Origin of the sequence: Mesorhizobium sp. M6A.T.Ce.TU.002.03.1.1 (assembly GCF_003997275.1) — a bacterium.
Lineage (GTDB): Bacteria > Pseudomonadota > Alphaproteobacteria > Rhizobiales > Rhizobiaceae > Mesorhizobium > Mesorhizobium mediterraneum.
Map to the genome: position 1 here is coordinate 16,537 of NZ_RZTI01000021.1, position 18,078 is coordinate 34,614.

Sequence of the window (18,078 nt, forward strand, 5' to 3'; positions counted from 1 at the left end):
GTCAGAACGTGAACCCTTCCGGTAAATTGTGAGTCCAATATCCTTCCTCGACGAGTTCGCTGATGCGCCAACCCTCGGTCGTGCGCACGACGCGGTCGCGATACCAGAGCCCTTGGAAGAAGACCTGCCTTTTGCCTTCGCCGAGGTCGACGACCATTGGGCATGAACAATGCACGCGCGCGCTGGCCTCGTCCCCTCGGACTTCAAGAAGAACTGTCGAAATGGCATGCTGCGAGATCAATATCTTCGACAGGGCGCCTTTCATGAAAGCAATATGCTCTTCCACACCGCTCCTGATTCCGCCCGTCACAGTGTCGTCAAGCACGGCATCGGGTGTGAATACGTTCCGATAGGCTTCCCAGTCGCGATCGTCCACGGCGTAGCAATAACGAATAAGCAGCTGTTCGATCTCAAGCCGATCCGAAATCTCCTGCAGTGAAAGGGTCATGTCTTGCCTCCGCAGTTCGCGGCACTGATACCGCATGCGCCAAGCCTACCCCGACATGTCGATCAATATTCCCATTGATGACGCTCCGAGCAACCTCGAATCGGCTGCTCAATTCTCCTCCGCGTTCACCCGATCCGCGGCGGCGGCCAGAACGGCGCGGTTCCCCTCTTCGTACAAGCGGCGGATGGAGATGGCGCTGACGCGCCAGCCTTCTGGTGTCCGCACCAGTCGGTGGAGATAGCTGGCGCCGACCGTCCAGAACCGGGTGTCGATCCAGTGGGTCGCGCGAACATGGCTGCGCGCAACGGCATCGTTGCCCGCGCCTTCGACAACGATGTTGGTGATGAGGTGCTGGGTAGCGTCGAAGCCCGGCAGCAGGTCTTGCCACTGGGCAATCAGCGCGTCGCGGTCGCTGGTCGCGACCTCGCCACCGAAAAGGCTCGTATAGTCGGTCGTGACGCGGTCCGCGAAATACGATTTGACCTGGTTCCATTCGCGCAAATCGGCATAGAGCCCGATCCCCGCCACTGCCTCGGCGATGGCGGTCCTGTCTTCGAGCGTCAGCGCAGCCGTGGACTGCGAGGTGTTCAAGGCCGACGCAGAGGTGGCAGCAAGGATCGCGGCGAAAACTGTCGAGGCCAGGACGACGTGCCGGCGGGGGACGGCGCTCATTGCCCCGCCTCCCCTGCACTACCCAGCGTGGCGCGGAAATGCGCGGCGACGGCGTCACTCGCCGCTTTCACCGGCCCGGCACGGTCGTAGAAGTCGAACTGGGTGACGTTGTCGAGCCACAGCTCCTGCTTCGGCCCGGTCAGCCGCGCGTAAAATTTGTGCGCGCCCTGCGGGATGGCAGCCGCCTCGCTATGCATCATCACAAAGGGCTGATGCAGACGGGGAGCAGCCTGGATCGCATCGAATTTCAGCCAGCCGCGCCAGAAGGCCGGATCGGCCTCGTTGCGCCAGGCCGGGATCATGCCGCGATCGGGCTCGGTGTAGTAAGGCACCTTGAACATGATCGCGCGATCGTCGGTCAGGCTGGCGGCGGGCAGGAAGGCCTGTTTGCCGGTGCGGTGATACGCCGCCTCGGCTTCATCGCCCGCGGCTTCAAGCTTGGCGACGCCGTCCTTGCCGCCATAGGTCTGTTCGACCACATCGGCGTCGTGCAGCCAGGGTGCGACGAGAGCGACCGACTTGATCGCCGTATTTTTAGCGGCGGCAGTGACCATGTAGCCGGAGCTGGCGCAAATGCCGAGCCCGCCGATGCGGTCCTTGTCGGTCTCGGGCCGGGTCGCGAGATAGGCGACCGCCGCCTCGATATCGGCGATCTTGGCGCTGGGATCCTCGTATTGGCGACGTGCGCCGCCGCTTTCGCCCCAACCGCGAAAATCGAAGGTCAAGGCGACGAAGCCGCGGTCGGCCATCTCGCGGGCGTAGCGGGCCGACATCTGTTCCTTCACCGTCATCCAGGCGCCGGTCACGACCAGCGCGGGCCGAGCTTCCATCGCGTCCAGATCCTCGGGCAGATAGAGGTCGCCGACGATCTGCTCGCCATGCGAGGCGAAAGTGACGCGCTCGACGCGCTGTGCGGCGAAGGCAGTGGAGGCGAGCGCGACGGCGGTTGCCGCGGCTAGTGTCAGGGTTTTCAGCATCGCAAGTCTCCTTTGGTTTGGAGCGAGAAGCGCGGCAAGTTGAGGAAAGCCACCGTCTCAGCGATCATCCGTCAGTCGGCCAGGCAGTGGCTTCAGCGGGTAGTGCGCCCAGTAGAAGGCGTCCGACTGGTACATGTCGGTCAAAAAATTCTGTGCTTCAGTGATCTTGCCATCCTTGATCCGGAACATCAGGGCGTAGAGCTGGTCGATCTCGGGACCTGAGCCGACGTTCGACCAGCCGCGATGAATGTCGACGACGAGGTCGCCCTGTGCCTGGAAGAAGATCGGCTCAGCCCTAAATTTGCCGTCGGCCAGGCCACGGAAGAAGGCGACCACTTCCTCCGGTCCGCGCTTGTCGCCGGCGAGCGGATGATGGCCGGGAATGCGCCACACGATGTCGGGCGCGAGGAAGGGCCGGACCGCCTCCGGATTCCCGGTCGCGTAAGCAGCGTAATAGTCCTTGATGAGCTGGATGTTGCGGTCTTCCTGCGGACCGCTGTTCGCGGGGGCGGTAGACACCGCCAGGAGAGCGCCGGCGGCAAGCGAAGCAAGCCTGGTCATCGGTCCTGTCTCCTTGCTGTTTCGTCGGACCCAACATGACGCTTTTTGTTCACCGGAAAAATCCGTATAGTTCGACAAGGCTATTTGGAATTTCCTCACAATGCGCCTCGACCAGTTCAGCGGGATTGTCGCCTTCGTGAAGGTCGCGGAGGCCAAGAGCTTCACCCGCGCCGCCGCCGAGCTCGGCGTCGCTCCGGCCTCGTTGAGCGAGGCCGTCAAGGGGCTCGAGGAGCGTCTGGGGGTGCGGCTCCTCAACCGCACGACCCGCAGCGTCGGTTTGACCGAAGCCGGCGCCCACTACCTCGACCACGTGCGCCCAGCGGCCGAGGAGATCTGGGCAGCTGGCGCGGCGCTGCGCGAGACCCGCGATCGCCCCGCCGGCACGCTGCGCCTGAGCCTGCCGTGGATCGCCGCGCCGCTGCTGATCGAGCCGCTGATGGGGCCATTCATGGACGCTTACCCGGAAGTGCGGCTTAGCGTGATCTTCGACGACAATTTCGTCGATATCGCCGCTCAGGGCTTCGATGCCGGTCTGCGGATCGGCGAGCTTCTCGAGAAGGATATGATCGGCGCGCGTCTGGGCGGGCCGCTGCAGACGGTCGTGTTGGGGAGCCCGGACTATCTGGCGAGGAACGGCACGCCGACGCGGCTGGCCGACCTCGCCGCCCACCGCTGCATCGCCTTCGCCTTCACCCGCACCCGCGCAATCTCGCCCTGGGAGTTCGTCGTCGATGGACGCCATGTCGAGTTCACGCCGGACGCACGCCTGATCGTGAACACACTTCCGCTCTGCATTACCGCCGCCGCGCAAGGGCTTGGCCTTGCCTTCGCCGTCGAAGGCCTCGCTGCGCCACTTCTCGCCTCAGGCGCGCTGGTCAAGGTGCTGGAGCCTTTCTGTCCCAGCTACGAACCGCTCCACCTCTATTATCCCAGCCGCCGCCTCGTCCCGCCCAAGCTGCGGGCCTTCATCGACTTCGTGCGCGCGAACGCGCACAATTTGCGGATCTGACGCGCCGCCGCGAAACCAGCCACGGCGCAGATCGGCGAGCCGCTCCGGCTCACCCCCAGGCGCCGACCATCTGCCTGGTGGCGGCGTTGAGGCGATTGAAGGCGTTGATCAGGGCAATCTGGACGACCAGGGCGGCAGGCGCCTTCTCGTCATAGTGCCGGGCGGCCTCGTCCCAGATCGCGTCCGGCACCGGGTCCGGCCGGTCGCAGAGCCGGGTTGTTGCCTCGGCAAGCGCAGGAGCCGCGCGTTCGGCGTCTGTGAAGTACGGCGTCTCCCGCCAGGCGGATACGGTGAAGACGCGTTCGTCCTTTTCGCCGGCCTTCTTCAATTCGCGCGCATGCATGTCGATACAGACGCTGCATCCATTGATCTGGCTGGCGCGCAAATGGACGAGCTTGCGTGTCACATTGGGCAGGTCAGCCGTTTCCGTCGACTTGTCCAGCGCGAGCAGCGCCTGCAGCGCGCCGGGAATGAGAAGCACAGGGTCTTTCAGTCTTGCTTGCATGGTGGTCTCGTTCAGACGTGTTTTGTGCGAGTGCGTTCTGCCGAGCCGGATGTCGCGCCGTCCATGCAAAACAATAACTGATTGGTTATGAATTGACGCATAACTCACGGGTTATGAATGTGTCAAGTGAGGAACTGGCGGCAATGCAAACGGCAACGACCTGTCGCGCGTTGAGCCAATAGTTCCGGCTTTCACGGCAAGGGGCCCGATGCTAGGGCTGCACGTCTTGAATCAGCAACGGATGCCCCCGTGACCGACACCGAACGCCCTCGCCTGCCGCTGATCGAAATCTGCGTCGAAGGCATAGATGGCCTGCTCGCCGCCCAGGTCGCCGGCGCCGACCGGGTCGAGCTGTGCGCCAGCCTCGTCGAAGGCGGCATCACGCCGAGTTTTGGCACCGTGCGCGCCGCGCTTGAGCTGGCGACGATCCCATTCCACGTCATCGTGCGGCCGCGCGGCGGCGATTTTCTCTACAGCGAGGCCGAATACAGTTCGATGCTCGCCGATGTGCGCGCGCTGCGCGAGCTTGGCGTGGCCGGTGTCGTCGTCGGCTGCCTGAGCGCCGACGGCACCATCGACGAAAAGCGCATGAGCGAATTGGCACAGGCGGCAGGGTCCTTGAACGTGACCTGCCACCGTGCCTTCGACATGACGCGCGATCCGGCAGAAGCGCTGGAAGCGCTGATCCGCAGCAAGGTCGGCCGCGTGCTGACCAGCGGCCAGCGCGACACCGCATTGGAAGGCATAGCCCTGCTGGCGGACCTCGTCCGGCAGGCGGGGAAGCGCATCATCATTCTCGGCTGCGGCGGGCTCGACCCGAGGAATATCGCCGAGGTGCGGGAAAAAACCGGACTGACGGAAATGCACTTCGCCGCACTCAAGGACGTGCCGAGCGCCATGCGCTACCGCAATCCCCAGGTTGGCATGGGCGGCACCGACCTCGACCGCGAGTACCGCAACACGGTGACCGACGCGGCGCTGGTGGCGACGACGATTGCGGCGGCGAGAGCATGATCCCGGAAGGAAGAAAACACGTGACGCAAGCACGCTTGCCGATCGAAAAAGTCTCGCCGCAGGACGAGCCCGCCGTCCTCGCCCTCAACAACGAGCACGCGGCCGAGTTGTCGTGGCTTGAGCCAGAGCGCCTGTCCTTCCTGCTCGGCGAGGCGTTTTATGCGCGTCGCATCGGTGCGCTCGAAGCCTTCATCATGACCTTCGACCAGCAGGCCCGCTACGACAGCCCGAACTTCCTGTGGTTTCGCGAGCGCTATCCGCGCTTCGTCTATGTCGACCGTGTCGTCGTCGCGGGAGAAGCGCGTGGCCGCGGCCATGCCCGCAGGCTCTATGAGGATCTATTCGACCATGTTTCGCGTGCCGGCCAGACCGTCGTCACTTGCGAGGTGAATGCCGAGCCGCCCAATCCGGCTTCGGATGCCTTTCACGCAGCGCTCGGCTTCGTCGAGGTCGGCGATGCGGTGATCCATGGCGGCAAGAAGGCGGTGCGCTACTATACCAGGCAGATCACCGGCTGAGGCGACAACTCTACCAGTTGCGGTTCAGCCAAGCGCGAGCCGGCTTTTCGACGATGTAATAGCTGCACAAAGCGCACGCGAACGCCCCGGCCAGCATCAGCAGCGGCGCACTGCCCTGCGAATAGACGAACTTGTAGAACGGCTGCTGCCACAGATAGAGCGAATACGACCACAGCCCCAGCGTCGCCATAGGCCAGGCGGACAAAAATCCGGTCAGGTAACGAGCGCTGAAGTCGAGCGAATTGACGGCAAGCGCCAACAGCGGCACCGCGATCAGATAGTGGATTGGCGTCGGCACCATATCCATGAACAGAAGAACCGCCCCGACGGACGCCGCAACCGCGACATGCGGCCCCTTGAACAAGGCCGGCAGCCTGTCGTCGGCCTTGAGCAGACATATCACCGCCGACAGCAGGATCGAGGCGATGTGCACGTCGGTTCGCCAATAGGTGGATTCGTAGTCCATGCCGAAGACCCAGTACGAAATCGCGCCGTTCGCCATGGCCAGCACCGACAGCGCACTGAGCAGCACGACAACGCGGGCACGCCCCGAAACAACAAAGCTGATCAGCGCCAGGATGACATAGGCATGTTCTTCGACGCACAGCGACCAGATATGGTCGAGCGCGCCGGCGCGGCTAACGAGAATTCCGGCATAATTGTAGGTGAATGTCAGCGCCGTCAGCGCCGCCTTCCACTTGAAGGCGACAAAGGTGCCGGACAAGGCAACCATCGAAGCGACGACGAAAACCAGCAGCGCCGGATAAATGCGGGAGAACCGGCGCTTGAAGAACGCCTTGAGCGGATAGCGTTCGATAAAGAGAATCTCGGCCATCAGCCGGCCGCTGAGCACGAAAAAGAACTCGACGCCCATGACACCGAGGTTGATTCCGGGAACGGGAAAGAAGTGGCCGATCAGCACCAGTGCGATCGACAGGCCGCGCCATCCGTCGAGATAGGCCAGCCTTGTTCGTGACGATGTGTCGGCGGCGGACCGAGACACGACAAGCTGCGTCGCGGAGATATCCGTCATGCCGGTCCCTTCGCATTTGAATGATGCGAAAGGGCTGCAGACTATGACTGTGCGCTCCGAGCCCCGGCTCGCATTTCCTCCAGGCATATTGCAGTGCAATAGAATGTTGTGCAAGTGCGAGATGGCAACACTCTGGCATGTCCGGCCATCTGACCCGAGAGCGACGAAAAAGGGGCCGCGAAGGCCCCTTTCCCAAAGCTGGCAATCCCAGGGCCGGCAATCGATATCTTCAGCCGTTGGCGGCAGCCACGGCGCGCTTGGCCATCACCGCGATCAGATTGGCCCGATAATCGGCCGAGGCGTGGATGTCGCTCATCAAATTCTTCGCCGAAATCTTCATGCCGTCGAGGGCGGCGGCCGTGAAACTCTTGGTCAGCGCCGCCTCGATTTCCTTCGAACGGAAGACGCCGTCGTCGCCGGCCCCGGTGACGGCGACCCTGACGCCGTCCTTGCCCTTGGCCACGAAAACCCCGACTATCGCATAGCGCGAGGCCGGATTGCGGAACTTTTCATAGGCCGCCTTGGCCGGCGCGGTGAAGGTCACGGCAGTGATGATCTCGCCGTCTTTCAGCGCCGTCTCGAACAGGCCCGTGAAGAACTTGCCGGCGGCGATCTCGCGCTTGTTGGTGACGATGGTGGCGTCGAGCGCCAGAAGTGCTGCCGGATAGTCGGCCGCCGGATCGTTGTTGGCGATCGAGCCGCCGATCGTGCCCTTGTAGCGCACCGCCGGGTCGCCGATCCGGGACGCCATATGGGCGAGCGCCGGACACGCCCTCTTCAGCTTTTCGTCGCTGGCGACATCGTGATGCGTGGTGGCCGCGCCGATGGTGACGGTCTTGCCCGACACCTTGACGCCTTGCAGGTCCTTGATCCGCGACAGGTCGACCAGGTCGGAAGGCGCGGCAAGCCGTGTCTTCATCGCGGGGATCAACGTCATGCCGCCCGACAAAAGCTTTGCATCGCCGCTCTTGAGCAGCTTGGCGGCATCGGCGACGGAGGCGGCGCGGTGATAGTTGACTGAGTACATTGGGAGTCTCCCGTGAAATAGTGGGTAGTTGGTAGTGAGTAGTGAGTAGTGAGTAGTAATGCCGGTCGATTTTGCCTCAATCGTAACTATTCACTACTGACTATTCACTACTCACTCCTGTTTCAGTGTTTCGTCGCCCGGATCGCTGCCCAGACCGTGGACGGCGATGCCGGCATGGCGATATCGGTGATGCCGATGGCGTCGGTGATGGCGTTGATCACCGCCGGCGGTGAGCCGATGGCGCCGGCCTCGCCGCAGCCCTTGATGCCGAGCGGATTGCCCGGGCACGGCGTGTTCGAGGTCGAGACCTTGAACGACGGCAGGTCGTCGGCGCGCGGCATGGTGTAGTCCATATAGCTCGCCGTCAAAAGCTGCCCGCTGGCGTCGTAGCGGGTGCCTTCCAGCAAGGCTTGGCCGATGCCTTGGGCGACGCCGCCATGCACCTGGCCTTCGACGATCATCGGGTTGATGATGTTGCCGAAATCGTCGGCGGCGACGAACTGGACGATCTCGGTGACGCCGGTTTCCGGATCGATCTCCACCTCGCAGACATAGCAGCCGGCCGGGAAGGTGAAGTTCGACGGATCGTAGAACGACGTCTCCTTCAGCCCCGGCTCCATGCCGCCGGGCAGGTTGTGGGCCGTGTAGGCGGCAAGCGCCATCTGGAACCACGGCACGCTCTTATCGGTGCCGGTGACCTTCAACGCGCCGTTTTCGATGACGATGTCGCCCTCGTCGGCCTCGAGCAGATGCGCGGCGATCTTCTTGGCCTTGGCCTCGACCTTGTCGAGCGCCTTGGCGACGGCCGACATGCCGACGGCGCCCGAGCGCGAACCATAGGTGCCCATGCCCATCTGCACTTTGTCGGTATCGCCATGGACGATCGAGACGCTGTCTATCGGCACGCCGAAGCGCTGGTTGACCAGTTGCGCGAAGGTCGTCTCGTGGCCCTGGCCGTGGCTGTGCGAGCCGGTCAGCACCTCGATCGTGCCGGCGGCATTGACGCGCACCTCGGCACTTTCCCAAAGGCCGACACCCGCTCCAAGACTGCCGACCGCCGCCGACGGCGCCAGGCCGCAGGCCTCGATATAATTGCTCAAGCCGATGCCGCGCAGCTTGCCTCTCTTTGCGGCGGCGGCCTTGCGCTCGGCAAAGCCGGCATAATCGGCAGCCGCCATCGCCGCGTCGAGCGAGGCGGCATAATCGCCGGCGTCATAATTCATGATGACCGGCGTCTGGTGCGGGAACGATGTGATGAAGTTCTTTCGGCGAAGCTCCGCCGGTGACACGCCCAATTCGCGAGCGGCGGTCTCCATCGTGCGTTCGAGCAGATAGGTGGCCTCCGGCCGCCCTGCCCCGCGATAGGCGTCGACCGGCGCGGTGTTGGTGTAGACGGCGCGCACATTGGCGTGGATCGCCGGAATATCGTACTGGCCCGACAACAGCGTCGCGTAGAGATAGGTCGGCACACAGGACGAGAACAGCGACATGTAGGCACCGAGATTGGCGATGGTGTCGACCTTCAGTCCGGTGATCCTGTTGTCCTTGTCGAAGGCCATTTCCACTGTCGAGACATGGTCACGGCCATGGGCGTCGGTGAGAAAACTCTCGGTGCGGTCGGCCACCCATTTGACCGGCACGCCGGTCTTCTTCGAGGCCCACAGGCAGATGATTTCTTCCGGATAGATGTAGATCTTCGAGCCGAAGCCGCCGCCGACATCCGGCGCGATGACGCGCAGCTTGTTTTCCGGCGCGACATTGTAGAAGGCGCTCATCACCAGGCGCGCGAGATGCGGGTTCTGCGAGGTCGTCCAGCACGTGTAGTGGTCCTCGGCGTTGTTGTAATAGCCTAGTGCCGCACGCGGCTCCATGGCGTTGGGCACCAGCCGGTTGTTGACGATCTTCATGCGGGTGACGTGGGCAGCGGCCTTGATCGCCGCGTTGGTCGCCGTGCTGTCGCCGAGCTCCCAGTCGAAAATCAGGTTGCCGTCGGCTTCCGGATGGATCTGTGGTGCGCTCCTTTCGAGCGCCTTCGGAGCATCGACGACTGCTTTCAATTCCTTATAGGTGATGTCGACCGCTTCGGCCGCGTCGCGCGCCTGGCCCTTGGTTTCGGCGACCACGATGACCACCGCGTCGCCGACATAGCGGACCCTGTCGAAGGCCAGCGGCGACCATGCCCCCATCTTCATCGGCGAGCCGTCCTTGGAATGAATCATCCACCCGCAGATGAGATTGCCGATGCCGTCGGCCTTGAGCTCCTTGCCGGTCAGCACGCCGATGACGCCCGGCATGGCCTGAGCCTTTTTGACATCGATCTTCTTGATCTGTGCATGCGCGTACGGGCTGCGCACGAAGGCCGCATGCTTCATGCCGGGAACCACCATGTCGTCGACATAGCGGCCGGCGCCGGTAATGAACCGCCTGTCTTCCTTGCGCGCTACACGAGCGCCAACACCTTCAATGCCCATCGCAGAAATTCCTCCCGAATTTTCATGAAGCGAATAGCGACTAGCGAATAGGAAGATAAGGATCGTGAACTTGCTGGTTCCTCTGCGAACGCGAGCTGGGGTTTTTTTTACCCTATTCGCTATTCGCCACTCCCTATTCGCCTCTTCCCTAAGCGGCCTTCTTAGCCTTGCCCCTCGCCCCCTTGGCCATCGTCTCCGATGCGGCGAGGATAGCTTTCACGATGTTGTGATAGCCGGTGCAGCGGCAGATGTTGCCTTCGAGCTCGGCGCGTACCGTGGCCTCGTCGAGGCCTTCGGGGTGACGGTTGATCATGTCGGTCGCCGCCATGATCATGCCCGGCGTGCAGAAACCGCACTGCAGCCCATGATGCTCCTTGAACGCCGCCTGCACCGGATGCAGGTCAGCGCCGTCCGCCAAGCCTTCGATCGTCACGACGTTCGACCCGGAGGCTTGCACCGCAAGCATCGTGCAGGATTTTACCGCCTTGCCATCGACATGGATCACACAGGCGCCGCATTGCGAGGTGTCGCAGCCGACATGCGTCCCGGTCAGGCCGAGATTCTCCCTCAAGAAATGAACCAGAAGCGTACGGTCTTCGGCAGCGCCGCTTACCCGCTTTCCGTTGACCGTCAACGATATGTCCGACATGAAACCTCCCTGGGTGCTACCTTGGTCGTTCTGGCGTCGGTGTTGCCCGAGCCCTCCATCTGTCCGCTATTCTTATACCGCATAAAGCACGGGGAAAAAGTGCCGCGGAATGCCGAGATTGCGAGAATGCAGTTCGTCCGAAAATCCGCCTATTGTACTTTCGGTCACGCAAAGACAGGAAATGGCGCAACGAAGCGAAACACGGTCGCTGTGCGATGCCGCCTTCCGGCCATCAGCGGCCGGGCTGGCCAAGCCGATTTCAGCCGATGCCGTGTTTTCTCAGAACCTCCCGCTCGTCGCCTGATACCCACCCAAATACTTTGGGCTCTCCGCCCAGCTGCTGCACGAGGTAGTGGACGTCGAAATCTATCGTGACGTCCGGTCCGTCTTTTCGGGCATAGATCGACGTCCAGGCGACGTGGGCAACGCAATGATGCTCGTCTATCGGCGAGATGCGAACATCGCGTATTCGCATCTCCTTCGTGCCGATCGCCCGATAATGAGCATAGCCTTGCTCCATAGCCTGCTTGAACTGGTCGTCGTTGTTCCCGACCATGACGCCGGCAGGCGACGCCGCGATGAAGGCGGAGGCGTAGACCGATGCGACTTCGTCCATGTCGGCATCGCCGGCGAGGGATTTCCGGAAAAGCTGCTCATACCTTTCGAACAGCTTCCTGACCTGGGCGTCCATGGATCACGCTCCCTTCCAGTGTAGTTCTGGCCAGTGTGGTTCTGGATTTGAAGTTTCTGAACGCTGACGCCGTCAAAAATAGCAGAAAATTCAAATCCGTCATGTTGGCTCATTGCCAAAGTGGCGCTTGAAGACAACAATGCCCTCGACGCCGGCGCGCCAGACGCGCACAAAAAGCGCGTCGGAGGAATGGAGGAGGAAGCCGCTGGCCAGTTCACGGACGCGCTATGCATGCGGCCTATCGGTGCTCACTACCGACGAACCCGACGCGGATGCGTTCGCCCGGGCGGTGGCGGTGGAAGCCGCAGCCGTCGATGCCGGCTTCGCCCTGCTGTTTTTCTCGCAGAGCCTCGTCGAGGCAGTCGCCCTTTCGGAAGCGCTGAAAGCCCAAGCGCCGGCGCTCCTCTATGCCGGCTGTTCGACGGCCGGCGAGATTACGCCCAAAGGCCTGGAGGACGGCCAGGTCCTGGCCATGCTGCTTCCCTCCGCAACGTTTTCGGCAGCCAGCACCATGGTCGAAAATCTGTCCTCATCGGGCATGGACGGGATCACCGGCGAAGTCGAGGCGCTGAGGCGTTCGTTACGCGGGCGCGTCGGGCACGAGCGAGCTGACACCACTTTCGCGCTCTGCTTCATCGACGGGCTGTCCTATGCCGAAGAAGCCGTGACCTCCGCCATCCATTGGGGGCTCGACGACATTCCGCTGATCGGCGGGTCGGCGGGCGATGATCTGAAATTCGAGACGACGCGGCTGATCTCGAACGGCAAGGTTGCCTCCGACAGCGCCATCATCGTGCTGATCACCACGGAAATTCCTTTCCACGTGTTCAAGACCGACAATTTCGTCCCCACCGACGAGAAGCTGGTGGTGACCGCATCCGATCCCGATCACCGCACCGTGCGCGAATTCAACGCCACCAATGCCGCCGAGGAATATGCCGCCTCGGTCGGCGTCATCCCGCAGATGCTGACGCCGCTGAGTTTTGCCTCGCACCCGGTGGTGTTGAAAGTGGGCGGCGAATTTTACTGCCGCTCGATCCAGAAGATGCACGCGGACGGCTCGCTGTCGTTCTTCTGCGCCATCGACGATGGCGTCGTCCTTTCCATCGCCCAGCCCAAGAACATGGTCGAATCGACGCGGGCCGCCCTTAGGGATGTCGAGGAAAGGCTTGGCGGCATCGACATGATCCTCGGTTTCGACTGCGTGCTGCGCAGGCTCGACGCGCGCAACCGCCAGGTCTTTCGAGAGATTTCGGAACTCTACAAGGTCAACAACGTCATCGGCTTCGGCACCTATGGCGAACAGTACCGGTCGATGCATCTGAACCAGACTTTCACCGGCATCGCTTTCGGAGAGCGGCAGGCGGCGGAGTAGGAGGTTCTTATGCCGCTCAGGAACATCAACGACCTGGAGAAGCTGAAGAAGATCAACGCAGCCCTCGTCAGCCGCGTCGAGCGCTCTATGGAACAGCAGGGCAACGCGTTCTCGCTGTTCCAGACCGCGATTTCGCTCGAGAATCGAGTGCGTACGCGCACCGAGGAATTGCACTCGACACTGCGTAGATTGGAACAGTCCAATATCGATCTCAGCGCGGCCAAGGAAAACGCCGAGCTGGCGAACCTGTCCAAGACCAGGTTCCTGGCCGCCGCCAGCCACGACGTGTTGCAACCGCTGAACGCCGCGCATCTCTCCGTCTCGGCGCTGGCCGAAGTGCAGACCAGCGACGAAGGCAAAAAACTGGTCCGGCAGGTCGAGCGGTCGCTGGAGACGATGGAGGATCTGCTCCGCACCCTGCTCGACATTTCCAAGCTCGACGCCGGTGTCGTGCAGCCCGATATCGGCGACGTCAGCCTGGAGATGCTGTTTTCGTCGCTGCGCTCGGATTTCCTGCCGGTCGCCGAAATGAAGGGCCTGACGCTAAAGTTCCGGCCGGTCAACGCCGTCGTGCGCTCGGACCGCACCTTGCTGCGCCGTATCCTGCAGAACATCCTTTCCAACGCGCTGTGCTACACCCGCTCCGGCGGCGTGCTGGTCGGCACCAGGCATCGCGGCGACACGATCCGCATAGATGTCGCCGATACCGGCTGCGGCATACCCGACGACCAGCGCGAGGCCGTGTTCGAGGAATTCCACCGCGGCACGATCCCGACCGATGCCGGGCTTGCCGGCGGCGGGCTGGGATTGGGCCTGGCCATCGTGCGCCGCATCGCCGCCGCACTCGGCCATCCCGTGACGTTTTCGTCGAAGGTCGGACATGGCACGATTTTTCATATCGACGTTCCGGTCGGGATCGGCGCTAGCGTCGATGCCATTGCCAGCACCGCCGACATGGAGCGGCCGCGCGGCTACGGTCTGTTCGGCACCAAGGTGCTGCTGGTCGAGAACGACATCGAGGTGCTGCAGGCGATGACGTCGCTGCTCGAGCGCTGGCAATGCCTGGTGCGCCCCGCCACCTCGACCGGTGATGCGCTCGACATGCTTGGCGATACGGACTGGGTGCCGGACATCGTCATAGCCGACCAGCATCTCGACGGCGGCGATCTCGGCACCACGACCATCGCCGAGGTCCGCGATTATCTCAGCCGTGCCGTGCCGGCGCTGATCGTCACCGCCGACGGTTCGGAAAAAATTGCCAAAGCCGCCCGCGCGGCCGGCATCGAGCTGATGCGCAAGCCGCTGAAACCGGCACAACTGCGCGCGCTGCTGGCGCATTTGCTGGCTTGATCCCTTCTCCTCAAAAGACACTCGCAGAAGACCGCAAGCGGCAAGAAAAATGGTGCACTGTCACCGTTATTCCCGACACTCGACAGCGCGAAAAGCCAGTGGAAAGGGCAGCGACGACTATCCCTAAGGCACCCTGCCGCTAAGGTCGATATCGTCCTAGCGGTCTATTGGGCCATATTCCTCGTCGGTCTTAAGTCCGGTCCAGTTCCCACTGGCATCCGGGTAATAGTGTTTCTGGAGCTTCTGAAACAGCGCGAGATCGATTGTCAGAACCCCAAATGTTCCCTGGACATATTCGAGAAACCCTTGATAGCTTCCACCGACCTCGGTGAATTGACTGTTATGGTTTCCGTTTAGTACGCCACTAAGAAAGCTTGGATCTCTAACCAGAGTATCAACCAATTCCGCGTAGCGAGCTTGAATCGTTTCTTTCTCGTCTTTAACGGTGACGATCTTCATATCGCTATATGTGCTAATGAACTGGCACATTTCGTTCTTAAAGGCCATGCGGGCCTGAAACTTTATGTATTCTTCAAATTCAATCCAATATCTGGACACAGATTCCACATCATGAGATACAAGTTTTGACTCCAAATAGCCGTAGTCATCGACATATTTATCAATTAGATTTCCACACTCATACTGCTTGGCAAAGTTAGAAAGACGTAAATAACTTCCGAACCGCATGAGTTCTTTGTCATTCAATACGCTCGATCCGTCCCTCCCGAAGATATCCCATCTGGATAATTGAAAATGGACTTCCCGAGGGTAGACCTCGTTTTTATAAAACGGGGTGCATTCAGAGTGGTATTTCCCTTCAAAGTATCGCTTGATCTTCTCGATGTCCTCTTCCGCAGGGCCGCTGCACGGCTATGTTCTTGAGAAAATCAAGAGAGCAATTGTCGCCGTATACCTGAAAAACCGCGGACGCATACTCATCCGAATGGGCGTTAGCCGGAGCAAACGGAGCCAACATGGCTACAACAACTAGAAATTTCGGATTCATATCGGCCCCCACCGCTGTATCGCTACTATATCCCCGAATGCCCCGATCGCACCAGCTCCTTTGGCACCAGGAGACGGAGATAGATCTAATTACGGTGACAGTGCACTTTGTCATGTTGGACAGCCGTCATTGTGTGTAGGTTGAGCGCATGGCTCGCCTTGCCCGCATTGTCGCTCCCGGTATGCCGCACCACGTGACGCAGCGGAGGTAACGGGCGCGCTAAGGTGTTTTTCACACTCGAAGACTATGCACTTTACAAGAGACTGCTGGTCGAGCATTGCCAGCTCGCCGATGTCGGCATCTGGGCGTGGTGCCTGATTCCGAACCACGTGCACCTGATCTTGGCGCCGGCTGACGCGGACGGTCTGCGGCGCGCTCGCCAAAGTGCACCGCGCCTATGCAGGGACCATCCACGCGCGGCAAAAGCGAACCAGGCATTTCTGGCAAGGTCGCTTCGGTGCCGTCGCCATCGACGAGGATCACCTCTTGTCGGCAGTGCGCTATGTCGGACTGAACCCTGTGCGCGCAGGACTGGTGAAGCAGGCGGCAGATTGGCCCTGGTCAAGCGCTCGAGCGCATCTGACGGATGAACCCGACGGCGTTACGGATCTGAGGCCGATGAAGGACCGGCTGCTATCGGCGACGGGGCTGTTCGATTTGCTCGACACGGATGTCGCGGCCTTCGACGCGCTGCGTAAGGCCGAGAGCATCGGTCGGCCGTTGGGCAATGACGCGTTTCTGGACCGGATTGCCGAGCAAATCGGCAAAGCCGTGAAACCAGGAAAGCGAGGCAGGCGACGACAGAAAAATGGTGCACTGTCACCGTAATTCGGCGCAGACCCCAGGATCCATGCCGCGACTTGAGAGCACCGCTGCGGTGCAGAATTCTGCTCCACGGCACCCTTCGGCCAAGGTTACGGCAGGATCCCAGGGTCTCCGCGACGGAGCTTCGCTCCTGCTTCGCCCTGGGATGACGAAAGGTGGGAGATCTCGGCCAAATTCCCAACGTTCGCGGTGGCCGGCACGGCAGGCGCGCTCGACGCCATCGACCGCAAGAACTCTATGTTCGATCGCCGTGACTTTCGTCGTGCGTAACGGACGCCTGTCCGCAGCCGGCGCCTAAAACCCCGCCTGGCCGCGAAACAGCTCGGCACTGTCGAGCTTCGAAACCTCGATGACGGCTTGCGTCCGGCTGTAGACGTTGAGCTTGCGCAGGATCTCGGAGACATGTGCCTTGACCGTGGTCTCGCCGACCTGCAGCTCGTAGGCGATCTGCTTGTTGAGCAAGCCCTGGCGCAGCATCTGCAGCACCCGCAATTGCTGCGGCGTCAGCTTGGCAAGCCGCTGCACCATTTCGGCGCGGTCGGTGCTGTTGGCGTCCGGCGGCTGGCCTTCGTAGGTTTCGGGCACGTAGATCGCACCTTCCATCACCGAGCGGATGGCGGCGGCCAGATCGCTCTTGCGCGCCGATTTCGGGATGAAGCCGGCCGCGCCATAGGACAGCGCCTCGGAAATGATCTTGGGCTCCTCATGCCCCGAAACGATGACCACCGGCAGGCGCGGATAGCGGGTCCGAAGCTGCAGCAGCCCGTCGAAGCCATGCACATCCGGCATGCTGAGGTCGAGCAGCGCGAGATCGAAGGGCTTGGCATCCGCCAGAAGCTCAAATGCCTCGGTGATCGAACGCGCCTCGACAGTGTCGACGTCCGGATAGGCCATTTGCACAGCGCTGTGCAGCGCCTCGCGAAACAGCGGGTGGTCGTCGATGATCAGAAACCGGGCGCGATCGTTGACTGCGGTCATGGCATTCGTTTCGGTTCAGGCAGGATAGAATAGCCCAGTGACCATGGCCAGATTATTGGCAAATAGTACATCGCCATTCTTGGCCGAAGGGCTGAGAGACTGTTTCGAAATTCGCTCTGGCGAGTCATATGATGGTGGTTTCGAGAACCGAAGCGCAGCGGACATCTGGTCCGTGAGCACCGGAAGCGCAGAAAACGCCATCAGATGGCCGCCAGAGTAGAATTTCCAAACGGTCTCTGAGATGGCAATTTTCGGACCACCAAGCCTTGCCCGGTCGGGCAAATCGGCCGAATGTGCAGGAATGAGCGACCTCGTCCTTCATAATTACTACCGCTCCTCCACCTCCTACCGGGTGCGGATCGCGCTGGAGATGAAGGGCCTGACCTACCAATACGTGCCGCATCATCTTCGGCACGGCGAGCATCTCGAGCCCGCCTATCTCTCGGTCAATCCCCAGGGGCTGGTGCCGGCACTGATCATGGGCGACGGCACGCTGCTGACGCAGTCGCTGGCAATCATCGAATTTCTGGATGAGACCAGGCCCGAACCGCCGCTTTTGCCCCAGGACGCCCTTGGCCGGGCCCGCGTCAGGATGCTGGCGCAGATGATCGCCTGCGACATCCATCCGGTGAATAATCTGCGTGTGCTGACATCATTGCGCACTCTGTTCGGCGCCGGCGACGAGGACGTCGTCAACTGGTTCCGGCACTGGGTGAACGAAGGCTTCCAGCCACTTGAAAAAATTCTGGCTTCCTCGTCCGAAACCGGGACATTCTGCCACGACGACACGCCGGGGCTGGCCGACATCTGCCTGGTCGCTCAGGTCACCAGCAACGCCCGTTTCGGCGTCGACTTGGCGCCCTACCCGACGATCACACGCATCCACGCCGCCTGCATGGCGCTGCCGGCCTTCCAAAAGGCGGCACCCGAGAACCAGATCGATGCCGAATAGAGCGAGTTGGATAAAAG

General features: G+C 61.7%; 19 protein-coding genes. 7 read left to right on the forward strand and 12 right to left on the reverse strand.

Annotated elements, in window-relative coordinates:
• Window position 1: 1 nt before the first annotated feature.
• The 4 genes from EOC93_RS09390 to EOC93_RS09405 form a co-directional block, all read right to left on the reverse strand.
• Window positions 2-448, reverse strand: a complete 447-nt coding sequence (locus tag EOC93_RS09390) for a nuclear transport factor 2 family protein (RefSeq protein ID WP_164759098.1) — start codon at window positions 446-448, stop codon at window positions 2-4.
• 108 nt (window positions 449-556) lie between these two features.
• Window positions 557-1,120, reverse strand: coding sequence for a nuclear transport factor 2 family protein (locus EOC93_RS09395; protein ID WP_127204454.1), 564 nt, complete (start codon window positions 1,118-1,120; stop codon window positions 557-559).
• Complete coding sequence (locus EOC93_RS09400; protein ID WP_127204455.1) at window positions 1,117-2,097, reverse strand: CocE/NonD family hydrolase; 981 nt, start codon at window positions 2,095-2,097, stop codon at window positions 1,117-1,119. The genes EOC93_RS09395 and EOC93_RS09400 overlap by 4 nt, the downstream gene beginning before the upstream one ends.
• Window positions 2,098-2,154: 57 nt before the next feature.
• Window positions 2,155-2,658 carry a nuclear transport factor 2 family protein gene (locus EOC93_RS09405; RefSeq protein ID WP_127204456.1) on the reverse strand — a complete coding sequence of 168 codons (504 nt, stop codon included), beginning with the start codon at window positions 2,656-2,658 and terminating at the stop codon, window positions 2,155-2,157.
• Window positions 2,659-2,758: 100 nt separating this feature from the next.
• On the opposite strand from EOC93_RS09405, the gene EOC93_RS09410 reads away from it, so the two are divergent.
• Entirely contained in the window at window positions 2,759-3,667 is a 909-nt protein-coding gene (locus EOC93_RS09410; protein ID WP_095485528.1) for a LysR family transcriptional regulator, read from the forward strand.
• Window positions 3,668-3,716: 49 nt separating this feature from the next.
• Here EOC93_RS09410 and EOC93_RS09415 read toward each other — a convergent pair whose 3' ends face one another.
• Window positions 3,717-4,172: a carboxymuconolactone decarboxylase family protein gene (locus tag EOC93_RS09415; protein WP_126106192.1), complete on the reverse strand. Its 456-nt coding sequence runs from the start codon at window positions 4,170-4,172 to the stop codon at window positions 3,717-3,719.
• A 249-nt stretch (window positions 4,173-4,421) separates the two neighbouring features.
• Here EOC93_RS09415 and EOC93_RS09420 point away from each other — a divergent pair, with 249 nt between their 5' ends.
• Window positions 4,422-5,186, forward strand: coding sequence for a copper homeostasis protein CutC (locus tag EOC93_RS09420; RefSeq protein WP_126106191.1), 765 nt, complete (start codon window positions 4,422-4,424; stop codon window positions 5,184-5,186).
• Between the two features lie 20 nt (window positions 5,187-5,206).
• Complete coding sequence (locus EOC93_RS09425; RefSeq protein ID WP_245458007.1) at window positions 5,207-5,704, forward strand: GNAT family N-acetyltransferase; 498 nt, start codon at window positions 5,207-5,209, stop codon at window positions 5,702-5,704.
• Between the two features lie 10 nt (window positions 5,705-5,714).
• Here EOC93_RS09425 and EOC93_RS09430 read toward each other — a convergent pair whose 3' ends face one another.
• From EOC93_RS09430 to EOC93_RS09450, 5 genes are all read right to left on the reverse strand, one after another.
• Window positions 5,715-6,737, reverse strand: coding sequence for an acyltransferase (locus EOC93_RS09430; protein ID WP_127204457.1), 1,023 nt, complete (start codon window positions 6,735-6,737; stop codon window positions 5,715-5,717).
• A gap of 229 nt (window positions 6,738-6,966) precedes the next feature.
• Entirely contained in the window at window positions 6,967-7,764 is a 798-nt protein-coding gene (locus EOC93_RS09435; RefSeq protein WP_095485532.1) for a xanthine dehydrogenase family protein subunit M, read from the reverse strand.
• A gap of 122 nt (window positions 7,765-7,886) precedes the next feature.
• Complete coding sequence (locus EOC93_RS09440) at window positions 7,887-10,235, reverse strand: xanthine dehydrogenase family protein molybdopterin-binding subunit (protein WP_127204458.1); 2,349 nt, start codon at window positions 10,233-10,235, stop codon at window positions 7,887-7,889.
• 148 nt (window positions 10,236-10,383) lie between these two features.
• Window positions 10,384-10,884 carry a (2Fe-2S)-binding protein gene (locus EOC93_RS09445; protein WP_127204459.1) on the reverse strand — a complete coding sequence of 167 codons (501 nt, stop codon included), beginning with the start codon at window positions 10,882-10,884 and terminating at the stop codon, window positions 10,384-10,386.
• Between the two features lie 259 nt (window positions 10,885-11,143).
• Window positions 11,144-11,575 carry a nuclear transport factor 2 family protein gene (locus EOC93_RS09450; protein ID WP_127204460.1) on the reverse strand — a complete coding sequence of 144 codons (432 nt, stop codon included), beginning with the start codon at window positions 11,573-11,575 and terminating at the stop codon, window positions 11,144-11,146.
• A gap of 139 nt (window positions 11,576-11,714) precedes the next feature.
• Here EOC93_RS09450 and EOC93_RS09455 point away from each other — a divergent pair, with 139 nt between their 5' ends.
• Both EOC93_RS09455 and EOC93_RS09460 read left to right on the forward strand, forming a co-directional pair.
• On the forward strand, window positions 11,715-12,950 hold the full coding sequence (locus EOC93_RS09455) for an FIST signal transduction protein (protein ID WP_101954494.1): 1,236 nt from the start codon (window positions 11,715-11,717) through the stop codon (window positions 12,948-12,950).
• Between the two features lie 9 nt (window positions 12,951-12,959).
• Complete coding sequence (locus EOC93_RS09460) at window positions 12,960-14,300, forward strand: hybrid sensor histidine kinase/response regulator (protein ID WP_127204461.1); 1,341 nt, start codon at window positions 12,960-12,962, stop codon at window positions 14,298-14,300.
• 156 nt (window positions 14,301-14,456) lie between these two features.
• Here EOC93_RS09460 and EOC93_RS09465 read toward each other — a convergent pair whose 3' ends face one another.
• Window positions 14,457-15,005: a hypothetical protein gene (locus EOC93_RS09465; RefSeq protein ID WP_127204462.1), complete on the reverse strand. Its 549-nt coding sequence runs from the start codon at window positions 15,003-15,005 to the stop codon at window positions 14,457-14,459.
• Window positions 15,006-15,792: 787 nt separating this feature from the next.
• Between EOC93_RS09465 and EOC93_RS34715 the strand changes: the two genes are divergently transcribed.
• Window positions 15,793-16,134, forward strand: coding sequence for a hypothetical protein (locus EOC93_RS34715; RefSeq protein WP_245461420.1), 342 nt, complete (start codon window positions 15,793-15,795; stop codon window positions 16,132-16,134).
• A gap of 291 nt (window positions 16,135-16,425) precedes the next feature.
• Here EOC93_RS34715 and EOC93_RS09475 read toward each other — a convergent pair whose 3' ends face one another.
• Window positions 16,426-17,109 (reverse strand): response regulator transcription factor, encoded by a 684-nt coding sequence (locus tag EOC93_RS09475; protein ID WP_126106185.1) that lies wholly within the window; start codon window positions 17,107-17,109, stop codon window positions 16,426-16,428.
• A gap of 301 nt (window positions 17,110-17,410) precedes the next feature.
• Between EOC93_RS09475 and maiA the strand changes: the two genes are divergently transcribed.
• Window positions 17,411-18,061 carry a maleylacetoacetate isomerase gene (gene maiA, locus EOC93_RS09480; RefSeq protein WP_127204463.1) on the forward strand — a complete coding sequence of 217 codons (651 nt, stop codon included), beginning with the start codon at window positions 17,411-17,413 and terminating at the stop codon, window positions 18,059-18,061.
• The last annotated feature ends 17 nt before the right edge of the window (window positions 18,062-18,078 follow it).

What these genes read in the sequence shown, in the direction of transcription:
- EOC93_RS09390 (WP_164759098.1), bottom strand. Translation starts at nt 448, where the DNA reads ATGACCCTTTCACTGCAGGAGATTTCGGATCGGCTTGAGATCGAACAG.
- EOC93_RS09395 (WP_127204454.1), bottom strand. Translation starts at nt 1,120, where the DNA reads ATGAGCGCCGTCCCCCGCCGGCACGTCGTCCTGGCCTCGACAGTTTTC.
- EOC93_RS09400 (WP_127204455.1), bottom strand. Translation starts at nt 2,097, where the DNA reads ATGCTGAAAACCCTGACACTAGCCGCGGCAACCGCCGTCGCGCTCGCC.
- EOC93_RS09405 (WP_127204456.1), bottom strand. Translation starts at nt 2,658, where the DNA reads ATGACCAGGCTTGCTTCGCTTGCCGCCGGCGCTCTCCTGGCGGTGTCT.
- EOC93_RS09410 (WP_095485528.1), top strand. Translation starts at nt 2,759, where the DNA reads ATGCGCCTCGACCAGTTCAGCGGGATTGTCGCCTTCGTGAAGGTCGCG.
- EOC93_RS09415 (WP_126106192.1), bottom strand. Translation starts at nt 4,172, where the DNA reads ATGCAAGCAAGACTGAAAGACCCTGTGCTTCTCATTCCCGGCGCGCTG.
- EOC93_RS09430 (WP_127204457.1), bottom strand. Translation starts at nt 6,737, where the DNA reads ATGACGGATATCTCCGCGACGCAGCTTGTCGTGTCTCGGTCCGCCGCC.
- EOC93_RS09435 (WP_095485532.1), bottom strand. Translation starts at nt 7,764, where the DNA reads ATGTACTCAGTCAACTATCACCGCGCCGCCTCCGTCGCCGATGCCGCC.
- EOC93_RS09440 (WP_127204458.1), bottom strand. Translation starts at nt 10,235, where the DNA reads ATGGGCATTGAAGGTGTTGGCGCTCGTGTAGCGCGCAAGGAAGACAGG.
- EOC93_RS09445 (WP_127204459.1), bottom strand. Translation starts at nt 10,884, where the DNA reads ATGTCGGACATATCGTTGACGGTCAACGGAAAGCGGGTAAGCGGCGCT.
- EOC93_RS09450 (WP_127204460.1), bottom strand. Translation starts at nt 11,575, where the DNA reads ATGGACGCCCAGGTCAGGAAGCTGTTCGAAAGGTATGAGCAGCTTTTC.
- EOC93_RS09455 (WP_101954494.1), top strand. Translation starts at nt 11,715, where the DNA reads ATGCCCTCGACGCCGGCGCGCCAGACGCGCACAAAAAGCGCGTCGGAG.
- EOC93_RS09460 (WP_127204461.1), top strand. Translation starts at nt 12,960, where the DNA reads ATGCCGCTCAGGAACATCAACGACCTGGAGAAGCTGAAGAAGATCAAC.
- EOC93_RS09475 (WP_126106185.1), bottom strand. Translation starts at nt 17,109, where the DNA reads ATGACCGCAGTCAACGATCGCGCCCGGTTTCTGATCATCGACGACCAC.
- maiA (WP_127204463.1), top strand. Translation starts at nt 17,411, where the DNA reads ATGAGCGACCTCGTCCTTCATAATTACTACCGCTCCTCCACCTCCTAC.